This is a genomic window from Brevundimonas sp. AJA228-03, assembly GCF_017795885.1.
GTDB lineage: Bacteria > Pseudomonadota > Alphaproteobacteria > Caulobacterales > Caulobacteraceae > Brevundimonas.
Map to the genome: position 1 here is coordinate 2,441,602 of NZ_CP059297.1, position 26,531 is coordinate 2,468,132.

The window sequence follows — 26,531 nt, forward strand, 5'->3', positions numbered from 1 at the left end:
CGTCGGCTTCTCGTATCGCGGTGAACGCTCCCTCTTCACCGCCCCGGTTGGCCTTCTGCGCCAGCGATCGACCCGAGGCCCTGGAAGCCCGCGAGCGGCTGTCCACCCTCTATGGTTCGACGCCTGAAGCCGAGGCGGATGTCATCGTCGCCCTGGGCGGCGACGGCTTCATGCTGGAGACTCTGCACGCCAACATGACGCGCCGGACGCCCGTCTATGGCATGAACCGCGGCTCGGTCGGCTTCCTGATGAATGACTATGAGGAAGACGCTCTGCTGGACCGGATTTCCGCCGCCGGGCGCGCCGTCATACATCCGCTGCAGATGGACGCCTGGACCGAGAGCGGCGCGGTCCACACCGGCCTGGCCATCAACGAGGTCTCCCTGCTGCGCCAGACCCGTCAATCGGCCAAGCTTCGTATCAGCGTCGATGGCAAGGTGCGGCTGGAGGAACTGTCCTGCGACGGCTGCATGGTCGCCACGCCCGCCGGATCGACCGCCTACAACCTGTCGGCCCACGGTCCGATCATTCCGCTGGATGCCCGGATGCTGGCCCTGACGCCCATCAGCGCCTTTCGCCCCCGGCGATGGCGGGGGGCCCTGCTGCCGCATAGCGCCCGGGTCGAGTTCGAGGTGCTGGAGGCGGACAAGCGACCGGTCAGCGCCGTGGCCGACAGTCTGGAAATCCGTCGCGTGGTAAAGGTCGCGATCAAGGAACGGCGCGACGTCGCCCTCACCATGCTGTTCGATGCCGGGCGATCGTTCGAGGAGCGCGTCCTGGCGGAACAGTTCACCGCCTGAAGCGGGTCACGGGTTCTTAAGGGGGGCCGTGTATTCTTCGGCATCGACGTCCCCAGGAGTCCGCCATGAGCAACCCGGCTCAGATTACCCGCCCGCCCAACACGCTGCTCGCCAAGGTCGGCGGCGGCTTCAGCGGCATCAACGCCGAAGCCATTGCCAAGGCCGAAGAGGCCCTGAAGGCGATGTCGGGCCAGTTCGGCCAGTGGCTGCAGGACGAGATCTCCAAGCTGGACAACGCCCAGGCCGCGATCCGCGACAACGGTTACACCAGCAAGACTGCCGAAGACCTGTACTTCAGAGCGCACGATCTGAAGGGTCTGGGTTCCACCTATCAGTATCCGCTGGTCACACGCCTGGCCGGATCTCTGTGCAAGCTGATGGACGATCCGATTCGGCGAATGGACGCATCCCTGGTGCTGATCGACGCCCACATCGACGCCATACGTGCCGTCGTCCGCGACCAGATTCAGACCGACGATCACCCCACGGGCCGCGCCCTGTCTGAAACGCTCGAAGCCCGGGTTGCGGCGCACCGCGCGGAGTAAACGCGACCTTTTCCGAGCGGGAGAAGGCGTTTCAGGCCGCGTTCGCCGCCATCAACCGCAGCGGCGTCTCCGCCGGTTGGTCCAGCCGCTCCATCAGATAGGCCAGATCGTCACGCGACGCGTTCGGCCGCTGGGTCAGGAACCGTTCAAGCATCTGTTGGCGGAAGGCCTCGCCGGTCGTGTCGATGCCTTCCGCCGTCAGCTGACGCCACGTATCGACCCCCACCCGGAACGCCAGGAACAGACGCGGCGGCAGGCCGGCGCGGTCGTAGATGGCTTTCAGTCCCAGCGGACCCGCATCGTGCACCATCAGCCAGGCGCGCTCATGCGGGGTCGAGGCCAATTCGGCCAGGCCGTGCTCGAACAGGGTCATCTGGCCGCGCGCGAGAGCCCGCAGCAGCAATGAACCGGTCAGGGCACGCCTCGAATTCAACTGGCTGACGAAGGTGGCGATATCCGCTGTCGTCGCTGCCTGATCGATCAGGTCGACGGTCGCCCGCTCGCGCGCGAAGGTCGACAGGCGAATGGCGGTCTCGGGTGCCACCGCGTGGCGCATGACCAGATGATGGCGCACAGCCTCGCTGGCCAGGGCCACCAGCCGCTCCGTGATATCCAGCGGCAGGACCTGGCGATAGGCCAGGGCGGCCACCACCTCGGGGGCCGAACCGAACCGGTCGATGATCCTGCCCATGGCGCTTTCGGACAGGTCGGCATTGTCGTTCGAGGCCAGGGTCCGCACCGCCTGTTCGCAGCCATCAGCGCTCAGAACGTCGGCCACGTCGCGCGACACGCGGGGCCGCGCCGCCACCGCCACCTGCCGCAAGGCCGATCCGGCCTTCACGATCTCGATCAGGTCGTCATCTGTGAAGACGGGAGAGAATCCGATCATCGCGAGGGCGATGGAATCCACGTCCGCCGCCAGCAGCCGTGCCACATCGTGGGGAATCAGGTCGGAGCTCTTCAGCGTCACCGCCAGGGCACGCCGCACCAGCTCGGCCGAATCGTTGGCCATCACCCGTATGATCTTCTGTGCGGCTTCCCGATCCGCGTCTTCGAGGTCGATCCGGTCGATGCTGCGACACAGCTTGTGCGCGGCGGAGGCGCGCTCGTCCTCGTCCGTCGCCTTGATCAGGCGTCGGATGTCGAACTCGGTCAGACGGGCGCGATGGGCGGTCATTGGGGCTCGGATCGTGAGTCGCGGAAAGCGAGGTTTACCATGAAGCCTGTTTGCTTAACGCGCGGTTTACCACCCGCTCCCGGAGGTCGATTCAGACCCTGATCCGAAAGCCTTGGTGAAAGCACCGGCCTTCTGGTCGCCTTCCTGTCCCAGCAGCAGCGCCAGCAGACCCTGATCCTGTTTCAGCCGGTCCATCCGCGCCGCAATGGCCATGTCCTTTTCGTCCAGCGCGGGCAAGCCGGGGCCGCCCGACCCCAGGGCCGGAGCGCCCTCGCCTGCCGTGCTTTGCAGGTTGGCATGAACCTCGGCCACCGTGGCCGCTCTCCCGTCGCGATAGAAGATCGAGCGATTGGCCGCTGCCGCCTGCGGGAACATGGCCGCCGCACTGGCGCCCGGCCGGGTCTGCATGGCCTCCATGATCTGGGCGGCCCCCGCCGGCCCCAGAAAGTGCGCCGCATACAGGTCACCGGCACCCGGCTCACGGCCGGTCCGCCCGCGAAGATAGGCGGCGTTCGAGGCCGTCAGCTCGGCCGCCATGGTCGAGGCGGCCTGCGGATCGAACCTCAGATCCAGCACCATATTGCGCGCCGACCCGTCCACCCGCCAGCGTCCGTCGGAGCCCCGATGGATCAGATCGGCATACTGGCCGTATCCGTGCTGTGCCCCGTGCTGCTTGACGGTCGCCAGCCAGGTCTGCTCGATGAACTGGAACAGGCCCGAGGCCGAGGAGGTCGGGGCCTTGGCATTGGGATTGAAGGCGCTCTCGCGGCGGGCGGTCTTCATCAGGAAGTCGAAATCGACCCCGGTGGCGCTGGCGGCACGACGGATCGCCGCCTCCACCCCACCCGATGCTGGAATCGCTCTGACGCTCATGGAGCAAGGCTCGGAGATCGTGGTTAATTGAGTGTTAATGTCCGTTAACGGCACGGCGCGGGCCCTGCGATGCCTGGCTATGCACATGATCAACGATCAGAAGAACCAGGGTTTCCCTTGCCCAGATGCCGCCATCCGTCGCGCGTCACGCCTCCTGGAGGTGCCGGGGAGCAGCTTGTAGCCGAGGGAGTGACGGCCATGATGATGCAGACCGCACGCCTCTGACGGACCAGCCGGTCGAGACGCTCGATACAGTCACGTCCGACACCACCGTTTCCGCCATGGGACCGGTCATCAACACGGCCACGCCGCCCGGCCCGCCGGTCATCCCCTCACCCCGCTGGGTCGGTCGGCCGAACGCCGACCAGTTGGCCCGCGCCTATCCCGGCCGGGCGATCCCGCAGTCGGTGTCGGGTTCGGCGCGGCTCAGCTGCCTGGTCCAGGCCAATGGCTCGGTCACGGACTGCAGCGTCGTGTCCGAGACACCCGGCGGCTTTGGCTTCGGCCACGCGGCGCTGGGGCGGACGCGCTATTTCCGCATGAACCCGCGCACCGTGGACGGTCAGGCGGAGGACGGGGCCCGCGTCAACATTGGCCTGCGGTTCAATCTGCCGGAGGACTGAACCGGAGAGGATCAAAGGCGGTCGCGTACCGATCGCGCGGCCGTCCTTCGATCCCGTCGGCCACGACCCGGGCCACCATCGGCCCCAGCAGCCAGCCGTTCCGGCGCGGGGCCAGGGCCAGATGCAATCCGTCGCCGATCGGGCCGGCGATGGGCAGGCCGTCCGCCGATCCACCCCTGACCCCCACACGCCACTGCACCGCCGGGGCGATCCCATGCCCGGTGAGGACCTGCGCCATGGCAAGCAGACGGTCCGACGCGGCCGGATCGACGGCCAGATCCCGCGCGCCCTCGACCATGGTCGCACCGATCAGGGTCCCATCCGCGGCCGGAGCCACATAGCCACCCGGCCCTCGCAGAACGCGGTCGGTCAGGACGTCGGCCGTCCAGCCGATTTGCCCCTTGATCGGGCGCACGGTGGCGATGAGCGACGATGCCAGATGGGGAAGGCCGGGCACCGCCAGGGCCACACCGGTCGCCATGATCACCCGGGTCGCCCGAATCCCGGTTCCGCCCGCATCGATCCGCCAGCCAGATTCATGGCGCGCGAGCCGATCGACGCCCGCCCCGATCCGCCGGGGCCCGAGGCGTTCCGACAGGGCCTGCAATGACGCGCCTGCCTCCAGCCGCATATCCTCCGGCGCCGCCACCCCTCCGGCCGTCCGCGTGGCTTCAAAACCAAGCGCCGCGAGCCGGGCGTGAATCATCCCGGCCTCCGGTCCGCGCCACTCCGCCGGTGTCCGATCGAGCGTCAGGCCGAACCGCGCTGCAAAGGCCGGCCACAGCGCGGCCGCATCCCGCAGCAAGGCTCCGCGCTCCGCATCGCCTCCGTCCAGCACCGTCTCGAACGCCGGGGCGATCATTCCGGCGGCAATAGACGAGGCGTTGGCCCGGCCGGGGTCGACCACGCGCACATCCCGCCCGCGCGCCGCCAGCTCATTGGCGACACAAAGGCCCAGCACGCCCGCGCCAACCACGACGATGTCACAGGAGATATCCGCCACGGCCGGTCCTTCGACCCACCGTCCGGCCATTTCAAGTCGAGAGTGACCTGTGGCCTATTCCGCCGCCATGGCGGCGGCCTGATCGGCGATCCTGACGGAGGCCAGCCGCTCGGTCAGGGCGGCGTGCTGGTCCCACAGCGCGCGGGGCAGACGGTCGCCGAACCGGGCGTAGAATTCGGGGATCAGCCGGGCCTCCTCGGTCCAGACGTCCGCATCGACCTGCAGCAGGGTCGCCAGATCGGCCTCGCTCAGCGACAGGCCCTCGACGTCGAGCGCCCCCGGCGCAGGCACCCGGCCGACCGGCGTGTCCAGGGCCTCGGCCTCGCCGTCCAGCCGCCCTGCGATCCACTTCAGCACACGGGCATTGTCGCCGAACCCCGGCCAGACGAACGCGCCGTCCTCGCCCTTCCGGAACCAGTTGACGAAATAGATGCCGGGCAGTTTCGCCGGATCGGCCCTGGCCCCGAGCGCCAGCCAGTGCGCGAAATAGTCGCCCATGTTGTAGCCGCAGAAGGGCAGCATCGCGAACGGATCGCGGCGCAGTTCGCCGATGGCGTTCTCGGCTGCGGCCGTGCCTTCGGACGCCACGGTCGAGCCCAGGAACACCCCGTGCTCCCAGTCGAACGCCTCGGTCACAAGCGGCACGGCGGAGGCACGGCGCCCCCCGAACAGGATGGCGTCGATCGGCACGCCCCGGGGGTCTTCCCACTCCGGCGCGATGGTCGGGCACTGGGACGCAGGGGCAGCGAAGCGCGCATTGGGATGGGCCGCGGGTTCACCCGAGGCCGGGTCGTGGGCCACGCCCTTCCAGTTGGTCAGGCCCTCCGGAGCCGTCCGGGTCAGGCCTTCCCACCAGACGTCGCCGTCGGCAGTCAGGGCCGTATTGGTGAAGACCGTATTGGTCGCCAGGGTCGCCAGGGCGTTCTGATTGGTGTTGCGGCTGGTCCCGGGCGCGACGCCGAAGAAGCCCGCTTCCGGATTCACCGCATACAGCCGCCCGTCCTCGCCGAAGCGCATCCATGCGATGTCGTCGCCGATCGTCTCGGCGGTCCAGCCCGGCAGGGTCGGCTGGAGCATGGCCAGATTGGTCTTGCCGCAGGCGCTGGGGAAGGCCGCGGCCATATACTTCGACCGCCCCTTCGGATCGGTCAGCTTCAGGATCAGCATATGCTCGGCCAGCCAGCCCTCGTCGCGGGCCATGACCGAGGCGATGCGCAGGGCGTAGCATTTCTTGCCCAGCAGCGCATTGCCGCCATAGCCGGAGCCATAGGACCAGATCTCACGCGTCTCGGGAAAATGGACGATCCATTTCTCGGGATTGCAGGGCCAGGCTACGTCCGCCTGCCCCGCGGCCAGGGGGGCACCCAGCGTATGCACAGCCGGCACGAACACACCGTCCTCACCCAGGGCCTCCAGCGCCGCAGCACCCATCCGCGTCATGATTCCCATGGACACGGCGACATAGCCGCTGTCGGTGATCTCGACGCCCAGGGCCGACAGTTCCGAGCCCAGCGGGCCCATGGAGAAGGGCACCACATACATGGTCCGGCCGGCCATGCAGCCGTCGAACAGACCGTCCAGACGCGTCCGCATCCCGATCGGGTCGGCCCAGTTGTTGGTCGGCCCGGCGTCGATCTCCTCGGCCGAACAGATGAAGGTGCGGCTCTCGACCCGCGCGACGTCCCTGGGATCCGAGGCGGCGTAATAGCTGCCCGGGCGCTTGTCCTGATCCAGTGCCTTCAGCGTGCCCTTGTCGATCAGGTCGGCGATGATCGCAGCCTTTTCGGCCTCGGACCCATCGCACCAGTGCACCCGCGCGGGCCTTGTCAGCGCCGCGATCTGCTCCACCCAGGCGATCAACCCGGCATGACGGGTCGGTCCGGGCGCAACGCCCGGCAGGGTCGGGATGGAAGCCAAGCGAACTCTCCTGAACGTGGGCCCGGCTGATCTGACGCCGCCGTGAACCGCCTCTTTTGTAACAGCGCCTCACGACCTGTTACAGGCGCAATGCCACCCGGGATGCCGCGGCGTCAACCGCTGCAGGATTTCACCCCGATCACGCCCGCGCCCGGTACCGGGAGGGTCGAATCCGGTCGCGCGACCGGCAAAGCCCCTGTATCTGCAACGCTGTGCAGACGCTCGATCCCATCACACCGGCCGCTCCCGCCGTGGCCATGGCCTCTCCCGCCGTGGCCCGGAACACCGACCCGATCCTGGCGGTGCTGAAGGCCCATCTGCCCGCCCGGGGTCGGGTGCTGGAGATCGCCTCCGGCTCTGGCGAGCACGCCGTCGCTTTCGCCCGGGCCCTGCCCCTGACCACCTGGACGCCCAGCGATCCGTCGCCCGAGGCACGCGCCAGCATCGCCGCCTGGGCTGCCGAGGCGGCTCTGTCCAATCTGAACCCGGTGCTCGATCTCGACGCCGGCCGTCCCGACACCTGGCCTCCGGTCGATGTCCAGGCCATCGTCTGCATCAATATGGTCCACATCAGCCCGTGGTCGGCGACCGAAGGCCTGATGGCGGGAGCCGCCCGCGTCCTGCCCGATCCCGGCGGGCTGCTGGTCCTGTACGGCCCCTTCCGCGAGGCCGACGTCCCGCTGGCCCCGTCCAACGAGGCCTTCGACGCCAGCCTGAAGTCCCGCGACCCAGCATGGGGCCTGCGCGACGTCGAGGCCGTCGTGGCCCTCGCCAGATCCCACGGCCTGCACCTGACCCGCCGCACCGAAATGCCCGCCAACAATCTGATGCTGCTGTTTCGCCGCGTCGGCTGACCCCTGGAGCCTGCCATGAAGACCCTCGCCTCCCTGCTCGCCCTCGGCCTGGCCCTCGCGGCCACGGCACCCGCTGCCTCGGCCCGGACCGCGCCGGTTCAGACCGCACCGGCCCAGACCGCACCGGCAACGCCTCCCGCCCCCTCGCCGCCCTATGGCGCCCCGATCTCGCTGGACGCCGCCCAGGCCCTGATCGACCGCGCGGTCGCCGCCGCCGCGCGGGGCAATTTCCGCATGGCCGTGGCCATCGTGGAACCGAGCGGCGAACTGGTCGCCTTCGCCCGCATGGACGACACCCAGTACGGCTCCATCCTCGTGGCCCAGCGAAAGGCCCGCACCGCCGCCCGCTATCGACTGGCCACCTCGGTGATGGAGGAGCGCACCCTGGCGGGCCGGATCGTCAGCCTCGCCAACGACGACGCCCTGCCCATCGCAGGCGGCATCCCCATCGTCGTCGACGGTCGCATCGTCGGGGCCATCGGCGTGTCGGGCGCCACGGCCGCCCAGGATGCCGAGGTCGCCACGGCCGCCCTGGCCGCAGACTGAGCTTGGCCTTCTCCCGCCTCTATGACGGTCCGGAGCCCAGCCGCATCAACAAATGGCTGGGCCAGACCGGCGTCTGCTCGCGGCGCGAGGCCGACGCCCTGATCGCCGACGGCCTGGTCTCGATCGACGGAGAGGTCGTCACCGATGCCGGCCGCAAGATCGAGCCGGGCCAGACCCTGACCCTGTCCGATCGCGCCGAAACCGCCCTCGCCGCCGGGATCACGGTCGTGATGAACAAGCCGGTCGGCTATGTCTCCGGCCAGCCCGAGCCGGACAAGATCCCCGCTGTCCGCCTGCTGACGGCCGCCAACCTGATCGGCCCCGGCACCGCGCCGACCGCGGACGCCTCCCTGCCCCCCATTGGTCGCCTGGACGAGGATTCGCGCGGCCTGCTGATGCTGTCTTCGGACGGTGTCGTGGCCAAGGCGGTGATCGGGCCGGAGTCCAGACTCGACAAGGAATACCTTGTCCGCGTCGCCGGGGATGTGACGGAGAAGAAGCTGGCCCTGCTGCGCCACGGCATCATGCTGGACGGCCGCCAGCTGAAATACGCCAGGGTCAGCCGGATGGAACAGCAGCGCCTGCGCTTCGTCCTGACCGAGGGTCGCAACCGCCAGATCCGGCGCATGTGCGACCATGCGGATCTGGAGGTCACCGATCTGCTGCGTGTCCGCATCGGCCCCATCCGTCTGGACGGGCTGGACGAAGGTCGATGGCGCCTCCTGACCCCCGAAGAACGCATCGCCCTGCTGGCCTGAACCGCTCCGCTTGCATTTAACCGATGAGTTAACTATCGTGGTCGAAGCGCAAGGAGAGGACCCCGCCCATGCCCGCCGACCGGAAGATCGTCCCCTGCCTGTGGTTCGACACCCAGGCCGAGGAGGCCGCGAATTTCTACGTCTCCGTCCTCCCCGACAGCCGCATCGAAAAGGTCGTGCGCGCGCCCGCCGACTATCCGGGAGGCCGCAAGGACAGCGTCCTGATGGTCGAGTTCATCATGGCCGGTGCCCCTATACCGCCCTGAACGGCGGCCCCTATTTCACCTTCACCGAGGCCATCTCGCTTCAGATCGAAACGGCGGATCAGGCCGAGACTGACCGCCTGTATGACGCCCTGTCCGCAGTGCCCGAGGCCGAACAGTGTGGCTGGGTCAAGGATCGCTACGGCCTCAGCTGGCAGATCATCCCGGCCGGTTTCACCGCGCTGATGAGCGACCCAAACCCGGCGGTCGCGGCGCGTGCCTTTGCGGCCATGATGGAGACGAAACGGCTGGACGTGGACGCGCTTCGCGCCGCGGCGCGGGCCTGAAAGAGGCCCATGCGGGAGAGGTCTCCATCTGCGGCCGGGGCGTTACGGACATGAGCCCCTTCCCGCGGCTCTAGCTGTGAGCTCTCAATAGGTTGTCCATCCGGTCCAGGCCGGGGAAGCTGGAGTTGCAGACTTCAGAGACTTCCTCGGAGGACCGAATGAACGTGCATGAGAATGCCCGGCTGACGGCGCATAGTCGAGCCGATCTGGTGCGGCGGGTGGTGGATCAGGGCCAGCCGCGCAAGGTCGTGGCGGCGGCCTTCGGCGTCGATCCCAAGACCGTCGGCAAGTGGGTAAACCGGTTCAGAACCGAGGGCACGGCGGGTCTGAGGGATCGTTCGTCGCGTCCGCACCGGCTGCGGGCCCCGACTCCGACAGGGGTCCAGGAGCAGATTATCGCCCTGCGCCGGCAGCGCTTCACGGGCCAGCAGATCGCCCGCGACGCCAAGGTGTCGCCGGCCACGGTCAGCCGGATCCTGCGCCGCGTCCGCCTCAGCCGCATCCGCGACCTGGAACCGCCTGAGCCGGTTCGCCGCTACGAGCGCGACCTTCCCGGCGACATGATCCACATCGACATCAAGAAACTGGGCCGCTTCGACCAGCCCGGCCACCGCGTCACCGGCGATCGAACCAGACAGTCCAACGGGCGCGGCGTCGGCTGGGAGTTCGTCCACGTCTGCATCGACGACGCCTCACGCATCGCCTTCAGCCAGATACGGCCCGACGAGAAGGCCTCGAGCGCCGTCCCCTTCCTGAAGGCGGCTATCGAGTACTACGCCGGACTCGGCGTCACCGTGACCCGGGTCATGACCGACAACGGCTCATGCTACAAAGCCTTCGCCTTCCGCGACGCCTGCAAGGCGCTGGGCCTCAGGCACATCCGCACAAAACCCTACACGCCAAAGACCAACGGCAAGGCCGAGCGCTTCATCCAGACCGCCCTGCGCGAATGGGCTTACGCACAGAAATACCAGAGCTCGGATCGACGCGCCGCCGAGCTTCCGTTCTGGCTACACCGATACAACTGGCATCGACCACACGGCGGCATCAAACGACAAACACCCATCAGCAGACTCGCCCTCACTGGGGACAACCTGTTGAGGCTCCACATCTAGCGCCTCGCGCGCGGCCGATCTTCCTGGATCGACGAGCCCGCGATCAGGCTGACCAGACCGGTGATGATCGCGGCCCCGACCCCGGCCCACAGCCCGTCGACGCTGAACCCGCCAAGGAAGGACGCGACCAGTCCGATCGTCGCGGCGTTCACGACCAGCAGGAACAGACCGAACGTCACCACGGTCAGCGGAAAGGTGATGAAGACCAGGATCGGTCGCACGATCGCATTGACGATCCCCAGCAGCAACGCGGCGGCAATCAGCGATCCGGTCGAGCTGAAATCAACCCCCGGCACGACATAGGCCGCCAGCCACAGACCGAGGGCCGTCACCACGGCCTGGAGGATGAATCTCAGCATGGACGACTCCGCCTGCTCCGACCCATCGTGCGCCGGTTTGTCACGGGCGGTCCAGTCCTCCGTCCGCGCGGCGCGCCAGCAGGGCCCGATAGACGGACACGTTGAAGTCGGCCCCGGTGATGCCGGTATGCTCGATCGGGACTCGGGTCTCGTCCGGCACGCCCACGGCCTCCGCGACGCCCGAGCCGCGTGTCTGCAGAAGCCCCTGGCCCCAGGCCATGGAGGGGATATCCAGCACATGATAGTGGAACAGATCGCGCCAGGCGGCCCCGTTCCGGGCCAGCATTGAGCTGAGGAAGCCCTGGTCGAACCAGGCATTGTAGGCGGTGAACATTACCGTCCGCCCGGCCGCGACCCGGCGGTGAAAGGCCAGGATGCGGGCCGTCGCCTCTGCTTCGTCGACCGCGCCGTTGGCCCGCCAATAGTCGACATCGAAGCCATTGACGGCCTTCGCGCCCGGGTCGATCCGTTCGGGGTGCGGCGGCATGATCCGCACATAAAGGCGTCCCAGTTCGCGGCCATCGACGTCAGTATAGACCATGCCGATGTCCGTCATCTCGTGGAAGGCGGGGTCGAGGCCGGTCGTCTCGATATCGACGTGCGCCATGACGAAGGCCTCGGGTGCCGAGTCGGGCCAGGCGGTCTGGGCCACGGCGGGTGCCCACGCGATCAGCGCCATCAGGAGGGTCAGGATCAGGTTCGGGAATCGGATCATGGAGCCACTCTTGCCGATCACCCGATCGTGTCTATCTCCGGCCCGTGACATCGCCGTCGGCGGAACCGTAGCCGTTCGCGTGCGCTATCACGACAGCCTCCCCGGCGCTTCAGATCAGAAGGACTTTCATCATGACCGAACAACGCATCGAAGGTGCTGCCAACGGCATCAGTGGCAAGATCAAGAGCGGCATCGGCAACCTGACCGGCGATACCAGGCTGCAGGTCGAGGGCAGGTTCGAGGAAGTGAAGGGCAAGGCGCTCGACGCCTATGGTCGAGCCATCGACAAGCTGGAAACCCTGTCCGAACGCGCCCCGGCCGACCTGCGCGACCCGATCAACACGGGCCTGGATTTCGCGCGTCGCAAGCCGCTGCTGACCACGGGCATCATCGCCGGCCTGGCCTTCCTCCTCGCCGGCTCGGGCCGTCGCCGCTACTAGGGAGCAGCGTCCAGACAGACGAAAGGCCCGGGATCGCTCCCGGGCCTTTTTGTTGTCCTGATCCTCCCCCGTCGGGGGAGGTGGCACGGAGCGAAGCGGAGTGACGGAGGGGGCCTGACCCAAACACGATGTCTGCGGCCGGCCCCCTCCACCACTTCGTGGTCCCCCTCCCCCGACGGGGGAGGATTAAACCGCCTCCCCGTCCACCGTTTCCTTGACCGGTGCGCCGGCGGTGGGGGTGATGTCGAAGGCGATCTTGCCGTCGACCAAGGCGACCTTGACGTGGCCACCGCGCGTCAGACGTCCGAACAGGATGTCGTCGGCCAGCGGCTTCTTGATGTTTTCCTGGATGACCCGGCCCAGCGGGCGCGCGCCATACAGTTCGTCGAAGCCGTTCTTGGCCAGCCAGTCGGCCGCGTCGTCGGTCAGTTCGATGGTGATGTTGCGGTCCGCCAGCTGGGCTTCCAGCTGCAGCACGAACTTGGTCACCACCTGGCGGATCGTCTCGGCCGCGAGGGGCTTGAACGACACCACGGCATCCAGACGGTTGCGGAACTCGGGCGCGAACAGGCGCTGGATGGCCTTTTCGTCCTCGCCCTCGACCTTGCCACGGCCGAAGCCGATGGAGGCCCGGGCGTTGTCGGCCGCACCCGCGTTCGTGGTCATGATCAGCACGACGTTGCGGAAGTCGACCTTCTTGCCGATGGCGTCGGTCAGCATCCCGTTGTCCATGACCTGGAGCAGGATGTTGTAGACGTCCGGGTGGGCCTTCTCGATCTCGTCCAGCAGGACCACGGCGTGCGGATGCTGGTCGACGGCGTCGGTCAGCAGCCCGCCCTGGTCATGCCCGACATAGCCCGGAGGGGCCCCGATCAGACGGCTGACGGTGTGGCGCTCCATATACTCCGACATGTCGAAGCGCAGCATCTCGATGCCGAGGGTCGATGCCAGCTGCTTGGCCACCTCGGTCTTGCCCACACCGGTCGGGCCCGCGAACAGGAAGGACCCGATCGGCTTCTGCGGATCGCGCAGGCCCGCCCGGGCCAGCTTCATGGCCGAGGCCACCTGTTCGATCGCCGCGTCCTGGCCGAAGACGGCCCGGTTCAGGTCAGTCTGAAGTTCACGCAGCCCCTCGGTGTCGGTCTTGGACACCGACTTCGGCGGAATGCGCGCCATCTTGGCGATGACGGCCTCGACCTCCTTCTGGCCGATGACCTTCTTGCGCTTCGATTCGGGCAGCAGCATCTGCGACGCCCCCGCCTCGTCGATCACGTCGATTGCCTTGTCCGGCAGTTTGCGGTCGGTCATGTACCGCGCCGACAGCTCGACGGCCGAACGGATCGCCGCGTCGGTATAGCGCAGCTTGTGGTGGCCCTCGTAGGCGGTCTTCAGACCTTTGAGGATCTTCACCGTGTCCTCGACCGTCGGCTCGTTGACGTCGATCTTCTGGAAGCGCCGGACCAGGGCCCGGTCCTTCTCGAAATGCTGACGGTACTCCTTGTAGGTCGTCGAGCCCATGCAGCGCAGGGTGCCGGACGCCAGGGCGGGCTTCAGCAGGTTGGACGCATCCATCGCCCCGCCCGATGTCGCACCCGCGCCGATCACCGTGTGGATCTCGTCGATGAACAGGATGGCGTTCTCGTGGTTCTCCAGCTCCTTGACGACCTGCTTCAGCCGCTCCTCGAAGTCGCCGCGATAGCGGGTCCCGGCCAGCAGCGCCCCCATGTCGAGGCTGTAGATGGTCGCGCCTTCCAGCACGGCCGGGACCTCGTGGTTGACGATCTTCCGGGCCAGGCCTTCGGCGATGGCGGTCTTGCCGACGCCGGGCTCGCCGACCAGCAGCGGGTTGTTCTTGGTCCGGCGGCACAGAATCTGGATCGAGCGATCCACCTCGGCCTGGCGGCCGATCAGGGGGTCGATCTTGCCGTTGCGCGACTTCTCGTTGAGGTCGACGCAATAGGCTTCCAGCGCCTCCCCGCCCTGTTTGACGGCGGCGGCATCCTCGGCCTCCTCGGGCGACTGGCCGCCAGCCACCTTGGGCGGACGCGGTTCGCCGCCACCGGCCTTCTTGGGGATGCCGTGAGCGATGAAGTTGACCGCGTCATAGCGGGTCATGTCCTGCTCCTGCAGGAAGTAGGCGGCGTGGCTCTCGCGCTCGCTGAAGATGGCGACCAGCACATTGGCCCCGGACACCTCCTCCCGGCCGGAGGACTGGACGTGGATCACCGCACGCTGGATCACGCGCTGGAAACCGGCGGTCGGCTTGGCGTCCTCGCCGTCGGAGGTGGCCAGCGCGGCCAGGTCCGTGTCGACATACAGGGTCAGCGCCGTCTTCAGCGCGGACAGATCCACGTTGCAGGCCTTCATCACGGCGCCGGCGTCGGCGTCATCGACCAGGGCCAGCAGCAGGTGTTCGAGCGTCGCATACTCGTGGCGGCGTTCGTTGGCATAGGAGACCGCGCGATGCAGGGTCTCTTCGAGAGGACGCGAAAACGAGGGCATGGGAGGATCCTCTCAGTCTTTTTCCATAGTGCACCGTAGCGGGTGCTGGTGACGGCGCGCCGTCTCGACCACCTGGGCGACCTTGGTTTCGGCCACCTCATAGGTGAAGACGCCGCAGACTCCGACGCCGTGCTGGTGCACATGCAGCATGATGCGGGTCGCGTCCTCGCGGCTCTTCTGGAAGAACCGCTCCAGCACATAGACGACGAATTCCATCGGCGTGTAGTCGTCGTTCAGGATCAGCACCCGATACAGCGAGGGCTTCTGAAGCTTGGGCTTTGTCTCGGTGATGGTGGCGGCACCCTGGCCGCCCCCGTTCTGTTCACCTGGCCTTCTTGTCGGCATCTAAGTTCCGGTTGGGGAGTTCGAGAGTTCAGATAGGCAATGATGGCCTGATTTGAAGGGACGTCCAGTCACAGGTTGATGTGACGCATGCGAAAAGGGCCCCGGCGTTTCCGCCGGGGCCCTCTCGTTACGCTAAAACCGGCCCGGGCCGCGTCGCAGCGAAAAGGCTGAGCCTTCTGACTGCGGCGTTCAGGAATGCCCTTAGCGGGCGGCCTGGAAGGTCTCGACGGTCGCGGTGACGCGCTCGTTGATCGGCTTGAAGCTCTCCTTGACCGATCCGGTCAGGGTCTCGGTCATCTTGGTGACTTCCGAGAGATAGGTTTCCATGGCCGACTTGGCGTAGTTGGTCTGCAGCTCGATCAGCTCCTGCACCGAACGGGCCTTGGCGATCGTCTGGGCAGCGGCGACGCCGTTTTCCCAGCTGGACTTGCTATAGGACAGGGCCTGGGAGGACAGGGCCTCGACGCCCTTCTGGGCGGCCGTGGCCGAGGCGGTCAGGGCTTCCAGGTTCTGCTTCGAGTGGGCCGACAGCTCGGCGATCGAGGCCGAGGTCTTGTCCAGCGTCTCGCGCAGGGCTTGCGTGCCCGTGGCCTGGATCTTCTCGGCCTGGGCCTTGGCGGTCGTGGTGGCGGTTTCGACGGTCTTCTTGATGGTTTCGGCGCTGTCAGCCATGTGAAGTCTCCTGAAACGGATGATCGCGGTTTGGTCCGCGGAATGTTTGTCGACCCAGGCGATTCTGGTCCGATGCGGCCCATATGGTGCAAGTGCGAAGTCGCGTCAAGACGTATTGTGCAGCGCAACATTTTCGTGAATGAGCCGCGCTCGCCTGTCAGGATTAGCCCGTTCAAATCTGCGTTGATCTCTGCTTAACCACCCTGAAACCTGCGGCTTCCATGTTAAAGGCCACTTGCGACGCGCCGGGGGGCCGCCGCCGCGCCACAAAGGATGAGGCTTCGATTGGCGATGATGCGTGACCGTCCGGGCTTCCCGCGCCGCCTTCTGGCCCTGGGCCTGGCCCTGCTGGTGCTGGTCGGCCTGTCGGGTCCGCTGACGACGCGGGTCGAGGCGCAATCGGGCGAGAACAGCCGGTATGCCGCCATCGTCGTCGATGCCGGCACGGGCGAGGTCCTGTTTGCCCGCCACGCCGACAGCCCGCGCTATCCGGCGTCCGTCACCAAGATGATGACCATGTATCTGGTGTTCGAGGCCCTGGAGAAAGGCAATGTCCATCTGGACGACGTCGTCACCGTCTCACCCCTCGCCGCCTCGCAGCCGCCGTCGAAACTCGGGCTTGCCGCAGGCCAGACCATCCGGCTGGACGACGCCATGCGCGCCACGACCGTCCGGTCTGCCAACGACATGGCCATGGTGCTGGCCGAGCACGTCGGCGGCTCCCAGGCGCGCTTCGCCGCCATGGCCACGCTGAAGGCCGAAGAGCTCGGCATGGGCCAGACCCGCTACATCAACCCGAACGGCCTGCCCGACAGCCGTCAGCTGACCTCGGCACGCGACCTGGCCATCCTGGCCCGCGCCATCATGCGCGACTATCCCCAGTACTACAGCTATTTCGGCATCCACGACTGGACCTATCAGGGCCGCGAATATCGCAACACCAACGGCCTGCTGCTGGGCGGCAACGGCTATGACGGCATCAAGACCGGCTTCACCAACGCGTCCGGCTACAACCTGGCGGCCTCGGCCGTGCGTGGCGGCAAGCGGGTCATCACCATCGTTCTGGGTGGCCGCTCCAGCATCACCCGCAATGCCCACGTCGCTGCCCTGATGGACACCGGCTTCGAGGTCGAGACCCGTCGCGCCGCCGGCGAGCGGATCCAGGTGGCCCAGACCTTCTTCGAGCAGCGCGGCTTCGGCATCGGCCAACCCGACGGCGGTGCGCCCGTCACCTATGCCGCCCTGAATGGCCAGCCGGCCCTGACGGAACAGGGCAGTGCGTCGTCGACCCCGACGCCCCCCCCGGGCAATGGCCCCGGTGTCGTGCCCTACCAGACGGCAATGACCCGGACGCCCGAGCCCCGGCAGACCGGGCCGACCCAGCCGGCCCCGGTCCAGCGAGCCCAGACCTCTCCGCCACGCGGCAACCTGACGGCCAGCCTGAACAGCGGCGTCACCCCCTCCGCGACGGGATCCCAGGGCCGGGCCGGGCCGGCCGTCGCCAATCCGCCACGCCCGAACGCGCCCACGACGCCCGCCGGCCGGTGGGCCGTCCAGGTCGGAGCCTTCCGCGACGCCACCGTGGCCCGCAACTGGCTGACCGAGGTCAACCGCCGCTTCCGCACCCAGTTCGCCTCGGCAGAGCGCTCCGTCGTCGACGCCGCCGGCTGGCACCGCTCGCGCTTCGTCGGCATGACCCAGGCGTCGGCCGAAAGCGCCTGCGAGGCCCTGGCCGCCCGCAACGTCACCTGCATGGTGGTGCGCCCGGGGGCGTAACCCCGATACAGACCGGACGACACCCCCACATGCGACACCCACGGCCCGACAGTCTGGAAGCCGCCCTCGCGCGCGTATTTCAGGACCAGAACACAAAGGCCAGCTGGTTCGCCCTGACCGGGGGCGAGTTGCTGTTCTCGGCGGGCGACGCTCCCGACAGCCTCTACCTCGTCCAGTCCGGTCGCCTCGGCGTATTCCGGCAGGAAGAGGATCAGCCCCCCCGGTTCCTGGGGGTCATCAAGCCGGGGGAACCGGTGGGCGAGATGGCCCTGATCGCCGGGACACCCCACACGTCCAGCGTCGTGGCCCTGCGCGATTCCGAAATCCTGGCCCTGCCGGCCGAGACCTTCTTCGAGGCCGTACGCACACGGCCCGAGGTCATGCTCGAGCTGTCGCGCCTGATGCTGCACCGCGCCCGCGAGCGCGCACCCGGGGTCACCGAGCCCAGCGTCTTCGGCTTCATCTCGGTCCGCAACCGGCCCATCCGTGCCTTTGTCGAGCGCCTGGCGGCGGCGGTCGAGGCCCTGGGCTTCACCTGTCAGGTCATCGACCATTCGGCCCTGTCCTCGGCGTCGGAATGGTTCTCGCGCATGGAGGACACGCACGACGTCGTCCTCTATGTCGCCGAGCTGGACGAACCGGCATGGGCCAATCTGTGCGCCCGCCAGGTCGACCGGCTGTTCGTCGTCGGCGATGCCCTGACCGCGCCGCCCAAGTCCGTTCCCAGCCGCACGGCGCACGGCCTTCAGCAGTTCACCGACCTGATCCTGCTGCGCGACCCCCGCATGTCCCGACCCGCCAACACCTCGGTCTGGCTGAACGCCATCAACCCCGGCCGCTGGTTCCATGCCATGGAAGCGGACCCCGGCGACGCCGCCCGGCTCGCCCGCATCGTCACCGGCACTGCGACCGGCCTGGTCCTGTCCGGGGGTGGCGCGCGCGCCTATGCCCACATCGGTGCCGTCCGGGCCCTGCGAGAAGCGGGCGTGACCTTCGACTTCCTGGGCGGGTCGTCCATGGGGGCGGTGATCGCCGCGGGCCCGGCCCTGAACTGGTCGGACGACGAGCTTGACGCCCGCATCCGCCGCGCCTTCGTCCGGTCCGATCCCCTGTCCGATCTGGCGTTTCCGATGATCGCCATGACCCGGGCGGGCAAGGTCGCCCGGCTGCTGGAAGAGGCCTATGGCGACATCGACATCGCCGACATGCCCCTGCCCTTCTTCGCGGTTTCGTCAAACCTGACCTCGGGCCGGATCGAGGTGCACCGTCGCGGCCTCTTGCGCCGTGCCATGCGGGCGTCGATCTCCATCCCCGGCGTCATGCCGCCCGTGGTCATCGACGGTCAGGTGCTGGTGGACGGCGCCGTGATCAAGAACTTCCCCACCGAGGTGATGCGGCAGTTCAACGCCGGTCCGATTATCGGCGTGGACATGTCACAGATGCGCGGCGTCGATCCGGGTGCGCTGGAGAATCCCCCGTCCTGGTGGCGCTGGATCGCGTCGGGCGCGTGGAAGAAGGGCCCGCCGATCGTCTCCATCCTGATGCGGTCGGCGACCATCACCACCGATGCCGAAATGGCCACGTCGCGCGCGGAGACCGATCTTCTGATCCTGCCGGAGCCTGAGGGGTCCGACATCCGTGACTGGAAGATGTACGATCCCGTGGTCGCGTCCGGCCATGCAGCGGCCGTGGCCGCCCTTGCCGACCTGGATGGCCCGATCGCAACGGTCCGCAAGCGCCCGCCGGCGGCGATGGTTCCTCCGGCCCACGACGCGGAAGGGCCCACCGTTCCCCCGACGCCAGCCTAGAGCCTGATCGGCTGAGGCGGACGCGCGGCCTCGGTCCACGTCAAGCGATCAGACTCTAGTCGCCGGTGGCGTTCGCGTCCGTCCAGGCCACGATCCGGGCGTTCAGGTCCCGCGTGGCGACGTCATAGGCGTCCACGATCGTCGCGATCCGGTTCCCGGTGGCTGGCTGGCGGACCTCGAAGCTCTGCTCTGCCTCGACGGTGCGCTCGGGGAACCGCAGCAGGCGTGCCCGGGCGCTCAGCACGACCGTCGGCACACCGCCCGCCTCGTCATAGCGCGTCTCGAAACTGCGCACGTCGATATCCAGCACCCGAGTCGTCGGCGTCAGCTCGCGGCGACCGATCAGGCGAACCGCACGGGCCTGTCCGGCGAACGCGCCTTCCAGGCTGTCGGCATAAAGCTGCGATGCCGGCGACACCCAGCGCGCACCCTTGATGTAGGCCGCCTCGGTGCCGGTCACGCCCAGCAGCCGGTCGCCCTGGGACTCCTGGGGGAACTCCACCGCGCGCAGCTTGACCTGCACCGGTTCAGCCGCCGGCTGGATGGCGACAGCGTCCGGGCTGCCGAACCGATAGAGCTGCACCGGATCGGGCGAGGACAGCAGGGCACAGCCCGACAGGGCGACGGCGACGCCTGCGGTGGCAAGGATCGTACGGATCAAGGCTGGACCTCCAGTTCCCGGGACGGCGGCCGTCCGATAAAGTCTCGCGGGCTGGCCCGCACGTCGTCGACCAGCCCCTGAAGCGACTCCGTCGCCTCCTGCAGCCCCTGGATCGCCTCCAGGAGTTGCGGAATGCCGCTGGTGCTCAGCTCCCCGACAGGGCCTTCCAGCCCGGTGGCCGTGCGGTTGATGCTGGCGATGGCAGTGCGCGCATCGCCGGCGGCGGCATTGATGCTGGCGATGGCTTCGGCGCCGTCGCCATTGACCAGACGACGCGCATCGGCCCCCAGGGCCTCGTATTCGCCGACGGCGGCATTGGCTTTGGCCAGGGCCTCCTCAAGCTCCCTGAACATGCCCTTGCGCGCCTCCAGCTCGTTGGACAGCGATTCCACATTCCTCAGACTCGTCGAGAAGCTGCGAATGTTGTCGTCGGACAACACGCGGTTCACGCGGTTCAGGGCATCGACCGCCTGGGCAAGCACAGTGCCCGATCCGCTCAACAGTTCGGCGAAGGGCGAGGCCTGGCTCTGGATCACCGGCACGACGTCGTCGGCGTATTGTGTCTTCAGCAGCGGGCTGCCCTCGGTCCCGGCCGTGATCTGGATGAAGTTCAGACCCGTGATGCCCTGGGGCTCCAGCTGGGCGCGGCTGGTGACACGGACGGGCGTCGTGGCGTCCAGGCGCACGCGGGCGATGACCTGATCGCCCCGGTTCGGGTCCAGGTTCAGATCCGTGACCTCGCCCACGCGAATGCCGTTGAAGTGAACCTCGCCCCCCTCCGATACGCCGTTCACAGGTCCAGTGAAGACGATGTCGTACAGGTCATAGCTGTCGTTGAACTGCAGCCGGGCCAGCCAGATCGCGAACACGGCCAGCGCCGCCAGAAGGGCGACGGTGGCGATGCCGACGGCGGCGTAATGTGCGTCTCGTTCCATCTCGGTCCTCTAGGCGGCCCTGGTGGCCGCGCGGCCGCGCGGTCCCAGGAAGTATTCCTTGATCCACGGGTGGTCGGATTTCTCCAGCGCCTGAACCGTGGCCTTCTCGATCACCCGCTTGTCCGCCAGCACCGCAACCTTGTCGCAGATGGCATAGAGGCTATCGAGGTCGTGGGTGATCATGAAGACCGTCAGGCCCAGATCGTCCGACAGCTTGCGGATCAGCTCGTCGAACGCCGCCGCCCCGATCGGGTCCAGACCCGCCGTCGGCTCGTCCAGAAACAGCAGTTCCGGATCCAGCGACAGGGCCCGCGCCAGGCCGACGCGCTTGCGCATTCCGCCCGAAAGCTCCGAAGGCTTCTGGTGATGGCTCTCGGGCTTCAGGCCGACCATGGCGATCTTCATCTCTGCCAGTTCGCGGATCGTGTCCCTGGGCAGGGTCGTATGCTCGACCATCGGGGATGCGACATTGTCCAGCACGCTCAGCGAACTGAACAGCGCGCCCTGCTGGAACAACACGCCCGTCCGGCGTTCGATGTCGGCGCTGTCGGCCTCCGACAGGTCGCCCGTGTCGTGGCCAAAGATCCTGACGGTCCCGCCGTCGGGCTCCTTCAGCCCGATGATCGTGTTCAGAAGCACCGTCTTGCCCGTGCCCGAGCCACCGACGACGCCCAGCACCTCGCCCCGGACGACGTCCAGGTCGAGATTGTCGTGAATCACCTGCTCGCCGAACTGGCTGCGCAGGCCCCGCACCTCAATCAGGACCTCGGGTTCTTTCGCCGCGTCGTTGGCGGGCGTGCCGGGGGACACGTCTGTCATAGGTCCAGCTGCAGATAGATCAGGGCGAAGACGGCATCGAGGAAGATGATCGCGAAGATCGCCTGCACCACAGCCGCCGTCACACGCCGGCCCAGGCTCTCCACATCGCCTGACACCGCCAGACCCTGACGGCAGCCGATGGCGGCGACGACGATGGCGAAGACGGGGGCCTTGGACAGGCCCACCATCATGTGGGTGAACATGTCGGGCTCATCGACCATGCGCTGCAGGAAGAAGGCCGGACCCAGGCTCAGCTGGCTCCAGGTCACGATCAGCCCGCCGAACAGACCCGCCACCATGCCTACGAAGGTCAGCAAAGGCAGCATGATCAACATCGCCGCCAGGCGCGGAATCACCAGCGCCTGGAACGGATCGACGCCCATGACCTGCATGGCGTCCACTTCCTGGTTCATGCGCATCGAACCGACCTCGGCGGCGAACGACGACGCCGAGCGCCCGGCCAGCAGAATGGCGGTGATCAGCACCGCCAGCTCGCGCAGGATAGACACGCCGATCAGATCGACCGCGAACACGCCCGCCCCGAACTGGGTCAGAAGATCCGCCCCCAGAAAGGCGATGACGGCACCGATGAAGAAGTTGGTCACGGCGATGATCGGCAGGGCATCCAGGCCCGACCGCTCGGCCTGACTGACCCAGGCCGGCCAGCGAATCGCGCCGGGATGGCGCACCGCATTCCCCGTCGCCGCCATCAGCCGACCCAGGAAGGCCATGGACAGCAGGAACTCGGCCGCTGCATCGTGCACACCGTGGCCCATGCGGGCGAAGACGCGGGTCAGCGAGGCCTGACGCCTGGGCGCGGGCTGCGACTTGCGTTCCAGCGTCTCGACCATCGCATAGATGCGCCCGGCCTCCGGACGCGCGCTCCAGGCCTCCTTCGGCAGGGTCAGGGCCGACGCCTGAACCAGGACCAGGGCACCGGCCGTGTCGAACCGGCCCAGATCGCTGAGGTCCACGGATTTGATGGCCTGCCCCGAAAGGCCATCCGACAGACGACGGGCCGTGCGGCCCAGCGACATGGTCGTCCAGTCGCCGGTCAGCTTGAGGACGGCACCTCCGCCACGCGCCTGCTCGATCTGGAAATCAGCCATGCTCATTCGCCCTCCATAGCGGAGTGCGACTGAATCGCCCATGCCCGGTTAGCGCGGCCGATGCACGTCGTTTGACAGGCGTCATCATTCGGCAACAACGGGCGCATCGGCTCAGAGCAGGTCATAGACCCTGATCAGGTCGCTCACCCTCGCCGCCTCCTCGGGACGTCGGAGCTGACAGGAGGAGTGAACCGTGACCATGGCGCGAGAACTGTCAGGCAATGGCAAAGGTTCCCCATTCCCTCGGTCGATCCGATCCCCTTGCCGCCTTTCGAGTCGCGTTTAGCCGTTTCCGACCAGGCGCAGGACGCACCTTATCTCGCAGCGCCAGCCAGAACCGACCGTTTCTTCCTGAGGTCGAGCCGAGCCACCGTTTGCCATTGGGTTCTCGTTCGATGCTGCGGTCGAGAGGCGTTCGGTCGCAGGCCTACCTCAGATAGTTCAGCAGACTCACGTCGCGCAGCTGGCTGATGACCTGGGCGCTCGCCTGCACCGCGATCTGCGCCTGCTGAAGGTCCGTCACGGCCTTGGCCATGTCGGCATCGGTGTGCCGGGACGCCATCTCTTCCAGTGATTTCAGCTGCGCCGTGTGGCTCAGTCCGATCTGCTCGATCTGTTTCTGCAACGCGCCGTTCCGGGCCGTCGTGTCGATCGCCGAGGTTCTGGCCGCGTCCAGTCGGGCCAGCTGGGTCGTCAGAAAGGCTTCCTGCGCATCCGTCGGCCGGCCCGTGAGCGGCCCTGTCAGGGCATTGTCGTTATAGGCCTTGATGTCCTTGAAGATCTGGAAAATCGTCGAACCCAGATCGCTGGCCAGGTAGCCGGTCTCCATCGAGGTGTTCTCGGCCACCCGCGACACCGGCTTGATCGTGTCGTTGTTGAAGGTGCTGGCGACGGTCGGGGCGGCGGCCAGGTCCGTCAGGTTGGCCACGGACACCGGTTGCTGGGTCGTGTTGGCGCCGCCGAACAGATATCCCCCCTGATGCCGCGTGTTCAGCGCTCCGGTCACCGTGGCGAACTGACTTTCCAGGTCCAGCATCAGGTTGCCTGCCGAATCCGTGGAGAGGACGCCGGCGATCGCTTCGCGCGCACCGCCGACGCCGTCGATGACCCGGTTCAGTGCCAGGTCCTGGGCCTCCAGCCGCGCCCCGACGGTCTCGCCCGTGTCGAGAAAGCCCTGGACCCGGTTGGACGCGGCCTTCAGCGCCGTCACGGTCTCGGAGGTTCGGCCAAAGCCGCCCAGGTCGGTGGCGTTCTTCTGTGTCGAGACGCGGTTGGTGGCATCGGCCTGCTGCTGCTGGGACGCCATCAGGTTCAGCAGGGCTGACTGGTAGCTGCCCGAGGTCGAAACGCGGTTCATCGCACCATCCCCAGAAGCGTGTCATACATGTCCTGCGTCGCCTGGATCAGGCGGGCTGACGCATTGAAGGCCTGCTGATAGGTCGTCATCAGTACCAACTCCTCATCAAGATTGACGCCTTCATGGCTGGACTGGCGGGCGTCCGCCTCGGTGGCCAGGGCCTGGGCACTGGCCTGCCGCGTCTTGAGCGCCGCCGCCGTCCCGCCGATCTCGCCCGACAGCTCCGACGCATAGCGCGTGACCGACAGGCTTCCGCCCGGACTGCTCCCGGCGGATGAGAATTTCGAGGTCACCTGGGCTGCGTTGGCCAGCAGCAGCGCACCCCGCCCATCGCCCGGGCTCAAGGCCGCCGTGCCCGCGGCCGCCGACAGGTTCAGCTGCGCCAGCGCCAGCTTCGAAGGGCTCTGCTGGATGTCCGTCCGGACCTTGAACCCGTCGGCGCGCGAGGCGCGCACGCCCCCGCCGATCCCGAACAGCTCGGTGACCGAGACGCCCGACGGCACCTGGGTGGTGGTGTCCTCGATCACGCTCAATTTCGGAGCGGGATCACCGATCGGCGTGAACTTCAGTTCGCCCGAGCCGTCCAGCGCGAAGCTGCCGTATCCCCCCACACCGGTCGTCGGGTTGTTCAGGGCGGTAATCAGGTCTCCGACGGTGCCGGTTCCGACCGGCACGGCGACCGCGATATCGCGGAGGCGCGACCCGGTGTCACCGCTGATCCGGAAGGTCACCGTCTCGCCGGGCGTGAAGCCGTGCTGGGACGTCGTGGTCAAGCCGACATCGAACAGCGCGGGACGGTCGGTCGAGACCAGATCATTCATCCCGAAATAGTGCGAGAAACCGCGCCCGGCCTTGCTGCTTGGCGTGGTCGGATCGTCGGCGATGGCCACCCCGTTCGGGCCCGCCGCCGTGATCTTCAGCGACCCGTTGGCAAAGGTCGCCGTCGCCGCCCCGCCGAGGGCCGTATTCAGATCGGCCAGAAAGTTCGCGGGCGTCGAGGCCGTGCCATTGATCGTCAGGGTCGATCCGGAAAACACGATGTCCGCCCGTGTCGTGATCGCGCCCGTCGTCGGATTGACCACCGCGATCGACGTCCTGCCGGTGAAGCCTGTCAGCGCCGTATCCAGTGCCTGTCCGACGTTGCGCCCGGTCAGGCTGGTCGGCGCGGGCACCGCAGAGTTCGCATTGTGCGCGCGGTTCAGCTCATCGGCGACACGGGTGACCAGCTCGGCCAGTCGTTCGGCCGTCGCCGGAGCCTCCTTGTCCCGCAGTTCCAGCAGACCCTTGATTTCACCCGACTGCAGTCCGTCGGCCAGGGCGCGCTGCGTGCCGCCCTTTTCGGTGACATAGATGTCGCCGAAGCTGCTCTCGGCATTGACCGTGCTCGCCCTCTGATACTCCAGCGTCGCCGCGCCGTTTCCGGCCAGCTGGATGCCGGCGCCGGTCCGGATCGACACCCCGCCGACCGAGCGCTGGCTGACCTGCACGTCCAGCAGGCTCGACAGCTCGTCCACCAGCCGCGCCTGTTGCGTCTGTGAACCCGTCGCATCGCCGTTCACCAACGTCGCCCGCGCGATTTCGGTGTTCAGCGTCTCGATCTGCTGCAGCAGGCCGTTGGCCTTCTCGACCGCGGTCTGCAACCGGCCATCGGCGTCCTCGCGCACGGCCTGGATCTGACGGGATATGCGCCCCGCTTCATCGAACACGGCCTGGGTCTTGAACACGGTGTCCTGACGGCGCGCCCCCGACGTGGGGCCCTCTGCACTGGCGGCGAAGGACGAGAATATTCCGTCGATCTGCGAGAAAAAGCCGCTGTCGCCACCGGGATCGCCGAACAGCGACTGGATGCGGTCGTACAGTTCATACCGCACGCCCTGGCGGGCGGCCTCGGCCCCGGCACTCAGCGACGCGGCCTGCAGGAACCGGTCGGTGGCCAGCCGGATGCTCGCGACCTCGACGCCCGACCCGACCCCTTGCGTCGTCAGAGACTTCTGTTCGGCGAACTTGCGGATATAGCCGGGCGTGTTGACGTTCGAGACATTGTCCGAGACGACGCGCAGCTGCTGTTGGGCGGTCTGAAGCCCCGAGTTGGCGATGTTCAGGATCGAGTTCAGGCTCATCCGATTAACCCTCCGCCCGGCAAGCCCTGCCCGGCCAGCGGCGCGTCTTGCCCAGCCGTCATGAAGGGCGATCCGGCCAAGCCGTTGAATTTCCTCAGTCTGATATGCAACGCATCCATCATGGTGGAACAGGGGCGCAAAGGTCGGGCCAG

Annotated in this window: 25 protein-coding genes and 1 pseudogene; 11 read left to right on the forward strand and 15 right to left on the reverse strand. The window is 67.5% G+C overall.

From position 1 onward, the window contains the following. Nucleotides 1-20: 20 nt before the first annotated feature. The gene (locus HZ989_RS12255; protein WP_209321095.1) at nucleotides 21-800 is read left to right on the forward strand and encodes an NAD kinase; all 780 of its coding nucleotides are present in this window, start codon (nucleotides 21-23) and stop codon (nucleotides 798-800) included. A gap of 65 nt (nucleotides 801-865) precedes the next feature. Next, nucleotides 866-1,345 (forward strand): Hpt domain-containing protein, encoded by a 480-nt coding sequence (locus HZ989_RS12260; protein ID WP_209321096.1) that lies wholly within the window; start codon nucleotides 866-868, stop codon nucleotides 1,343-1,345. Nucleotides 1,346-1,376: 31 nt separating this feature from the next. On the opposite strand, the gene HZ989_RS12265 is transcribed toward HZ989_RS12260, so the two are convergent. Both HZ989_RS12265 and HZ989_RS12270 read right to left on the reverse strand, forming a co-directional pair. Further along, nucleotides 1,377-2,522 carry a DUF2336 domain-containing protein gene (locus tag HZ989_RS12265; RefSeq protein ID WP_209321097.1) on the reverse strand — a complete coding sequence of 382 codons (1,146 nt, stop codon included), beginning with the start codon at nucleotides 2,520-2,522 and terminating at the stop codon, nucleotides 1,377-1,379. Between the two features lie 66 nt (nucleotides 2,523-2,588). Continuing rightward, complete coding sequence (locus tag HZ989_RS12270) at nucleotides 2,589-3,395, reverse strand: transglycosylase SLT domain-containing protein (RefSeq protein WP_209321098.1); 807 nt, start codon at nucleotides 3,393-3,395, stop codon at nucleotides 2,589-2,591. 281 nt (nucleotides 3,396-3,676) lie between these two features. On the opposite strand from HZ989_RS12270, the gene HZ989_RS12275 reads away from it, so the two are divergent. Next, nucleotides 3,677-4,018 carry a TonB family protein gene (locus HZ989_RS12275; protein WP_245162359.1) on the forward strand — a complete coding sequence of 114 codons (342 nt, stop codon included), beginning with the start codon at nucleotides 3,677-3,679 and terminating at the stop codon, nucleotides 4,016-4,018. On the opposite strand, the gene HZ989_RS12280 is transcribed toward HZ989_RS12275, so the two are convergent. Continuing rightward, nucleotides 3,999-5,021 carry an FAD-binding oxidoreductase gene (locus HZ989_RS12280; protein WP_245162360.1) on the reverse strand — a complete coding sequence of 341 codons (1,023 nt, stop codon included), beginning with the start codon at nucleotides 5,019-5,021 and terminating at the stop codon, nucleotides 3,999-4,001. The genes HZ989_RS12275 and HZ989_RS12280 overlap by 20 nt on opposite strands. Nucleotides 5,022-5,075: 54 nt before the next feature. Further along, nucleotides 5,076-6,938 (reverse strand): phosphoenolpyruvate carboxykinase (GTP), encoded by a 1,863-nt coding sequence (locus HZ989_RS12285; RefSeq protein WP_209321101.1) that lies wholly within the window; start codon nucleotides 6,936-6,938, stop codon nucleotides 5,076-5,078. Nucleotides 6,939-7,150: 212 nt separating this feature from the next. Between HZ989_RS12285 and HZ989_RS12290 the strand changes: the two genes are divergently transcribed. The 5 genes and pseudogenes from HZ989_RS12290 (at nucleotide 7,151) to HZ989_RS12310 (ending at nucleotide 10,761) form a co-directional block, all read left to right on the forward strand. After that, nucleotides 7,151-7,792, forward strand: a complete 642-nt coding sequence (locus HZ989_RS12290) for a DUF938 domain-containing protein (protein WP_209321102.1) — start codon at nucleotides 7,151-7,153, stop codon at nucleotides 7,790-7,792. 15 nt (nucleotides 7,793-7,807) lie between these two features. Further along, nucleotides 7,808-8,338, forward strand: a complete 531-nt coding sequence (locus HZ989_RS12295) for a heme-binding protein (RefSeq protein WP_209321103.1) — start codon at nucleotides 7,808-7,810, stop codon at nucleotides 8,336-8,338. Between the two features lie 2 nt (nucleotides 8,339-8,340). Then, the gene (locus HZ989_RS12300) at nucleotides 8,341-9,096 is read left to right on the forward strand and encodes a pseudouridine synthase (protein WP_209321104.1); all 756 of its coding nucleotides are present in this window, start codon (nucleotides 8,341-8,343) and stop codon (nucleotides 9,094-9,096) included. Between the two features lie 68 nt (nucleotides 9,097-9,164). Further along, nucleotides 9,165-9,646: pseudogene (locus HZ989_RS12305) on the forward strand (VOC family protein). A gap of 158 nt (nucleotides 9,647-9,804) precedes the next feature. Then, complete coding sequence (locus HZ989_RS12310) at nucleotides 9,805-10,761, forward strand: IS481 family transposase (protein ID WP_209321105.1); 957 nt, start codon at nucleotides 9,805-9,807, stop codon at nucleotides 10,759-10,761. On the opposite strand, the gene HZ989_RS12315 is transcribed toward HZ989_RS12310, so the two are convergent. Both HZ989_RS12315 and HZ989_RS12320 read right to left on the reverse strand, forming a co-directional pair. Next, nucleotides 10,758-11,120 (reverse strand): phage holin family protein, encoded by a 363-nt coding sequence (locus tag HZ989_RS12315; protein ID WP_209321106.1) that lies wholly within the window; start codon nucleotides 11,118-11,120, stop codon nucleotides 10,758-10,760. The two genes, HZ989_RS12310 and HZ989_RS12315, sit on opposite strands and share 4 nt — an antisense overlap. A 40-nt stretch (nucleotides 11,121-11,160) precedes the next feature. Continuing rightward, nucleotides 11,161-11,835, reverse strand: coding sequence for a hypothetical protein (locus HZ989_RS12320; RefSeq protein WP_209321107.1), 675 nt, complete (start codon nucleotides 11,833-11,835; stop codon nucleotides 11,161-11,163). 131 nt (nucleotides 11,836-11,966) lie between these two features. Here HZ989_RS12320 and HZ989_RS12325 point away from each other — a divergent pair, with 131 nt between their 5' ends. Further along, nucleotides 11,967-12,275 (forward strand): CsbD family protein, encoded by a 309-nt coding sequence (locus HZ989_RS12325; RefSeq protein WP_209321108.1) that lies wholly within the window; start codon nucleotides 11,967-11,969, stop codon nucleotides 12,273-12,275. A gap of 186 nt (nucleotides 12,276-12,461) precedes the next feature. Here HZ989_RS12325 and clpA read toward each other — a convergent pair whose 3' ends face one another. From clpA to HZ989_RS12340, 3 genes are all read right to left on the reverse strand, one after another. Next, a complete protein-coding gene (gene clpA, locus HZ989_RS12330) occupies nucleotides 12,462-14,777 on the reverse strand; it encodes an ATP-dependent Clp protease ATP-binding subunit ClpA (RefSeq protein ID WP_209321109.1) in 2,316 nt (771 codons plus the stop codon). A 12-nt stretch (nucleotides 14,778-14,789) separates the two neighbouring features. Then, entirely contained in the window at nucleotides 14,790-15,122 is a 333-nt protein-coding gene (gene clpS, locus HZ989_RS12335) for an ATP-dependent Clp protease adapter ClpS (protein ID WP_209321110.1), read from the reverse strand. Between the two features lie 201 nt (nucleotides 15,123-15,323). Next, nucleotides 15,324-15,794, reverse strand: coding sequence for a phasin family protein (locus tag HZ989_RS12340; protein ID WP_209321111.1), 471 nt, complete (start codon nucleotides 15,792-15,794; stop codon nucleotides 15,324-15,326). Nucleotides 15,795-16,088: 294 nt separating this feature from the next. On the opposite strand from HZ989_RS12340, the gene HZ989_RS12345 reads away from it, so the two are divergent. Both HZ989_RS12345 and HZ989_RS12350 read left to right on the forward strand, forming a co-directional pair. Then, nucleotides 16,089-17,570 carry a serine hydrolase gene (locus HZ989_RS12345; RefSeq protein ID WP_209321112.1) on the forward strand — a complete coding sequence of 494 codons (1,482 nt, stop codon included), beginning with the start codon at nucleotides 16,089-16,091 and terminating at the stop codon, nucleotides 17,568-17,570. Nucleotides 17,571-17,599: 29 nt separating this feature from the next. Further along, a complete protein-coding gene (locus HZ989_RS12350) occupies nucleotides 17,600-19,378 on the forward strand; it encodes a patatin-like phospholipase family protein (RefSeq protein ID WP_245162361.1) in 1,779 nt (592 codons plus the stop codon). Between the two features lie 55 nt (nucleotides 19,379-19,433). On the opposite strand, the gene HZ989_RS12355 is transcribed toward HZ989_RS12350, so the two are convergent. The 6 genes from HZ989_RS12355 to flgK all read right to left on the reverse strand — a co-directional run bounded on the left by HZ989_RS12355 (nucleotide 19,434) and on the right by flgK (nucleotide 26,379). Continuing rightward, complete coding sequence (locus HZ989_RS12355) at nucleotides 19,434-20,039, reverse strand: ABC-type transport auxiliary lipoprotein family protein (RefSeq protein WP_209321113.1); 606 nt, start codon at nucleotides 20,037-20,039, stop codon at nucleotides 19,434-19,436. Further along, nucleotides 20,036-20,974, reverse strand: a complete 939-nt coding sequence (locus HZ989_RS12360) for an MlaD family protein (protein ID WP_209321114.1) — start codon at nucleotides 20,972-20,974, stop codon at nucleotides 20,036-20,038. The genes HZ989_RS12355 and HZ989_RS12360 overlap by 4 nt, the downstream gene beginning before the upstream one ends. 9 nt (nucleotides 20,975-20,983) lie before the next feature. Continuing rightward, on the reverse strand, nucleotides 20,984-21,793 hold the full coding sequence (locus tag HZ989_RS12365; RefSeq protein ID WP_209321115.1) for an ABC transporter ATP-binding protein: 810 nt from the start codon (nucleotides 21,791-21,793) through the stop codon (nucleotides 20,984-20,986). Then, nucleotides 21,790-22,908 (reverse strand): ABC transporter permease, encoded by a 1,119-nt coding sequence (locus HZ989_RS12370; RefSeq protein WP_209321116.1) that lies wholly within the window; start codon nucleotides 22,906-22,908, stop codon nucleotides 21,790-21,792. Before HZ989_RS12370 ends, HZ989_RS12365 begins: the two co-directional genes overlap by 4 nt. A 421-nt stretch (nucleotides 22,909-23,329) precedes the next feature. Continuing rightward, on the reverse strand, nucleotides 23,330-24,259 hold the full coding sequence (locus HZ989_RS12375) for a flagellin (RefSeq protein WP_209321117.1): 930 nt from the start codon (nucleotides 24,257-24,259) through the stop codon (nucleotides 23,330-23,332). After that, a complete protein-coding gene (gene flgK, locus HZ989_RS12380; RefSeq protein ID WP_209321118.1) occupies nucleotides 24,256-26,379 on the reverse strand; it encodes a flagellar hook-associated protein FlgK in 2,124 nt (707 codons plus the stop codon). The genes HZ989_RS12375 and flgK overlap by 4 nt, the downstream gene beginning before the upstream one ends. Between the last annotated feature and the right edge of the window lie 152 nt (nucleotides 26,380-26,531).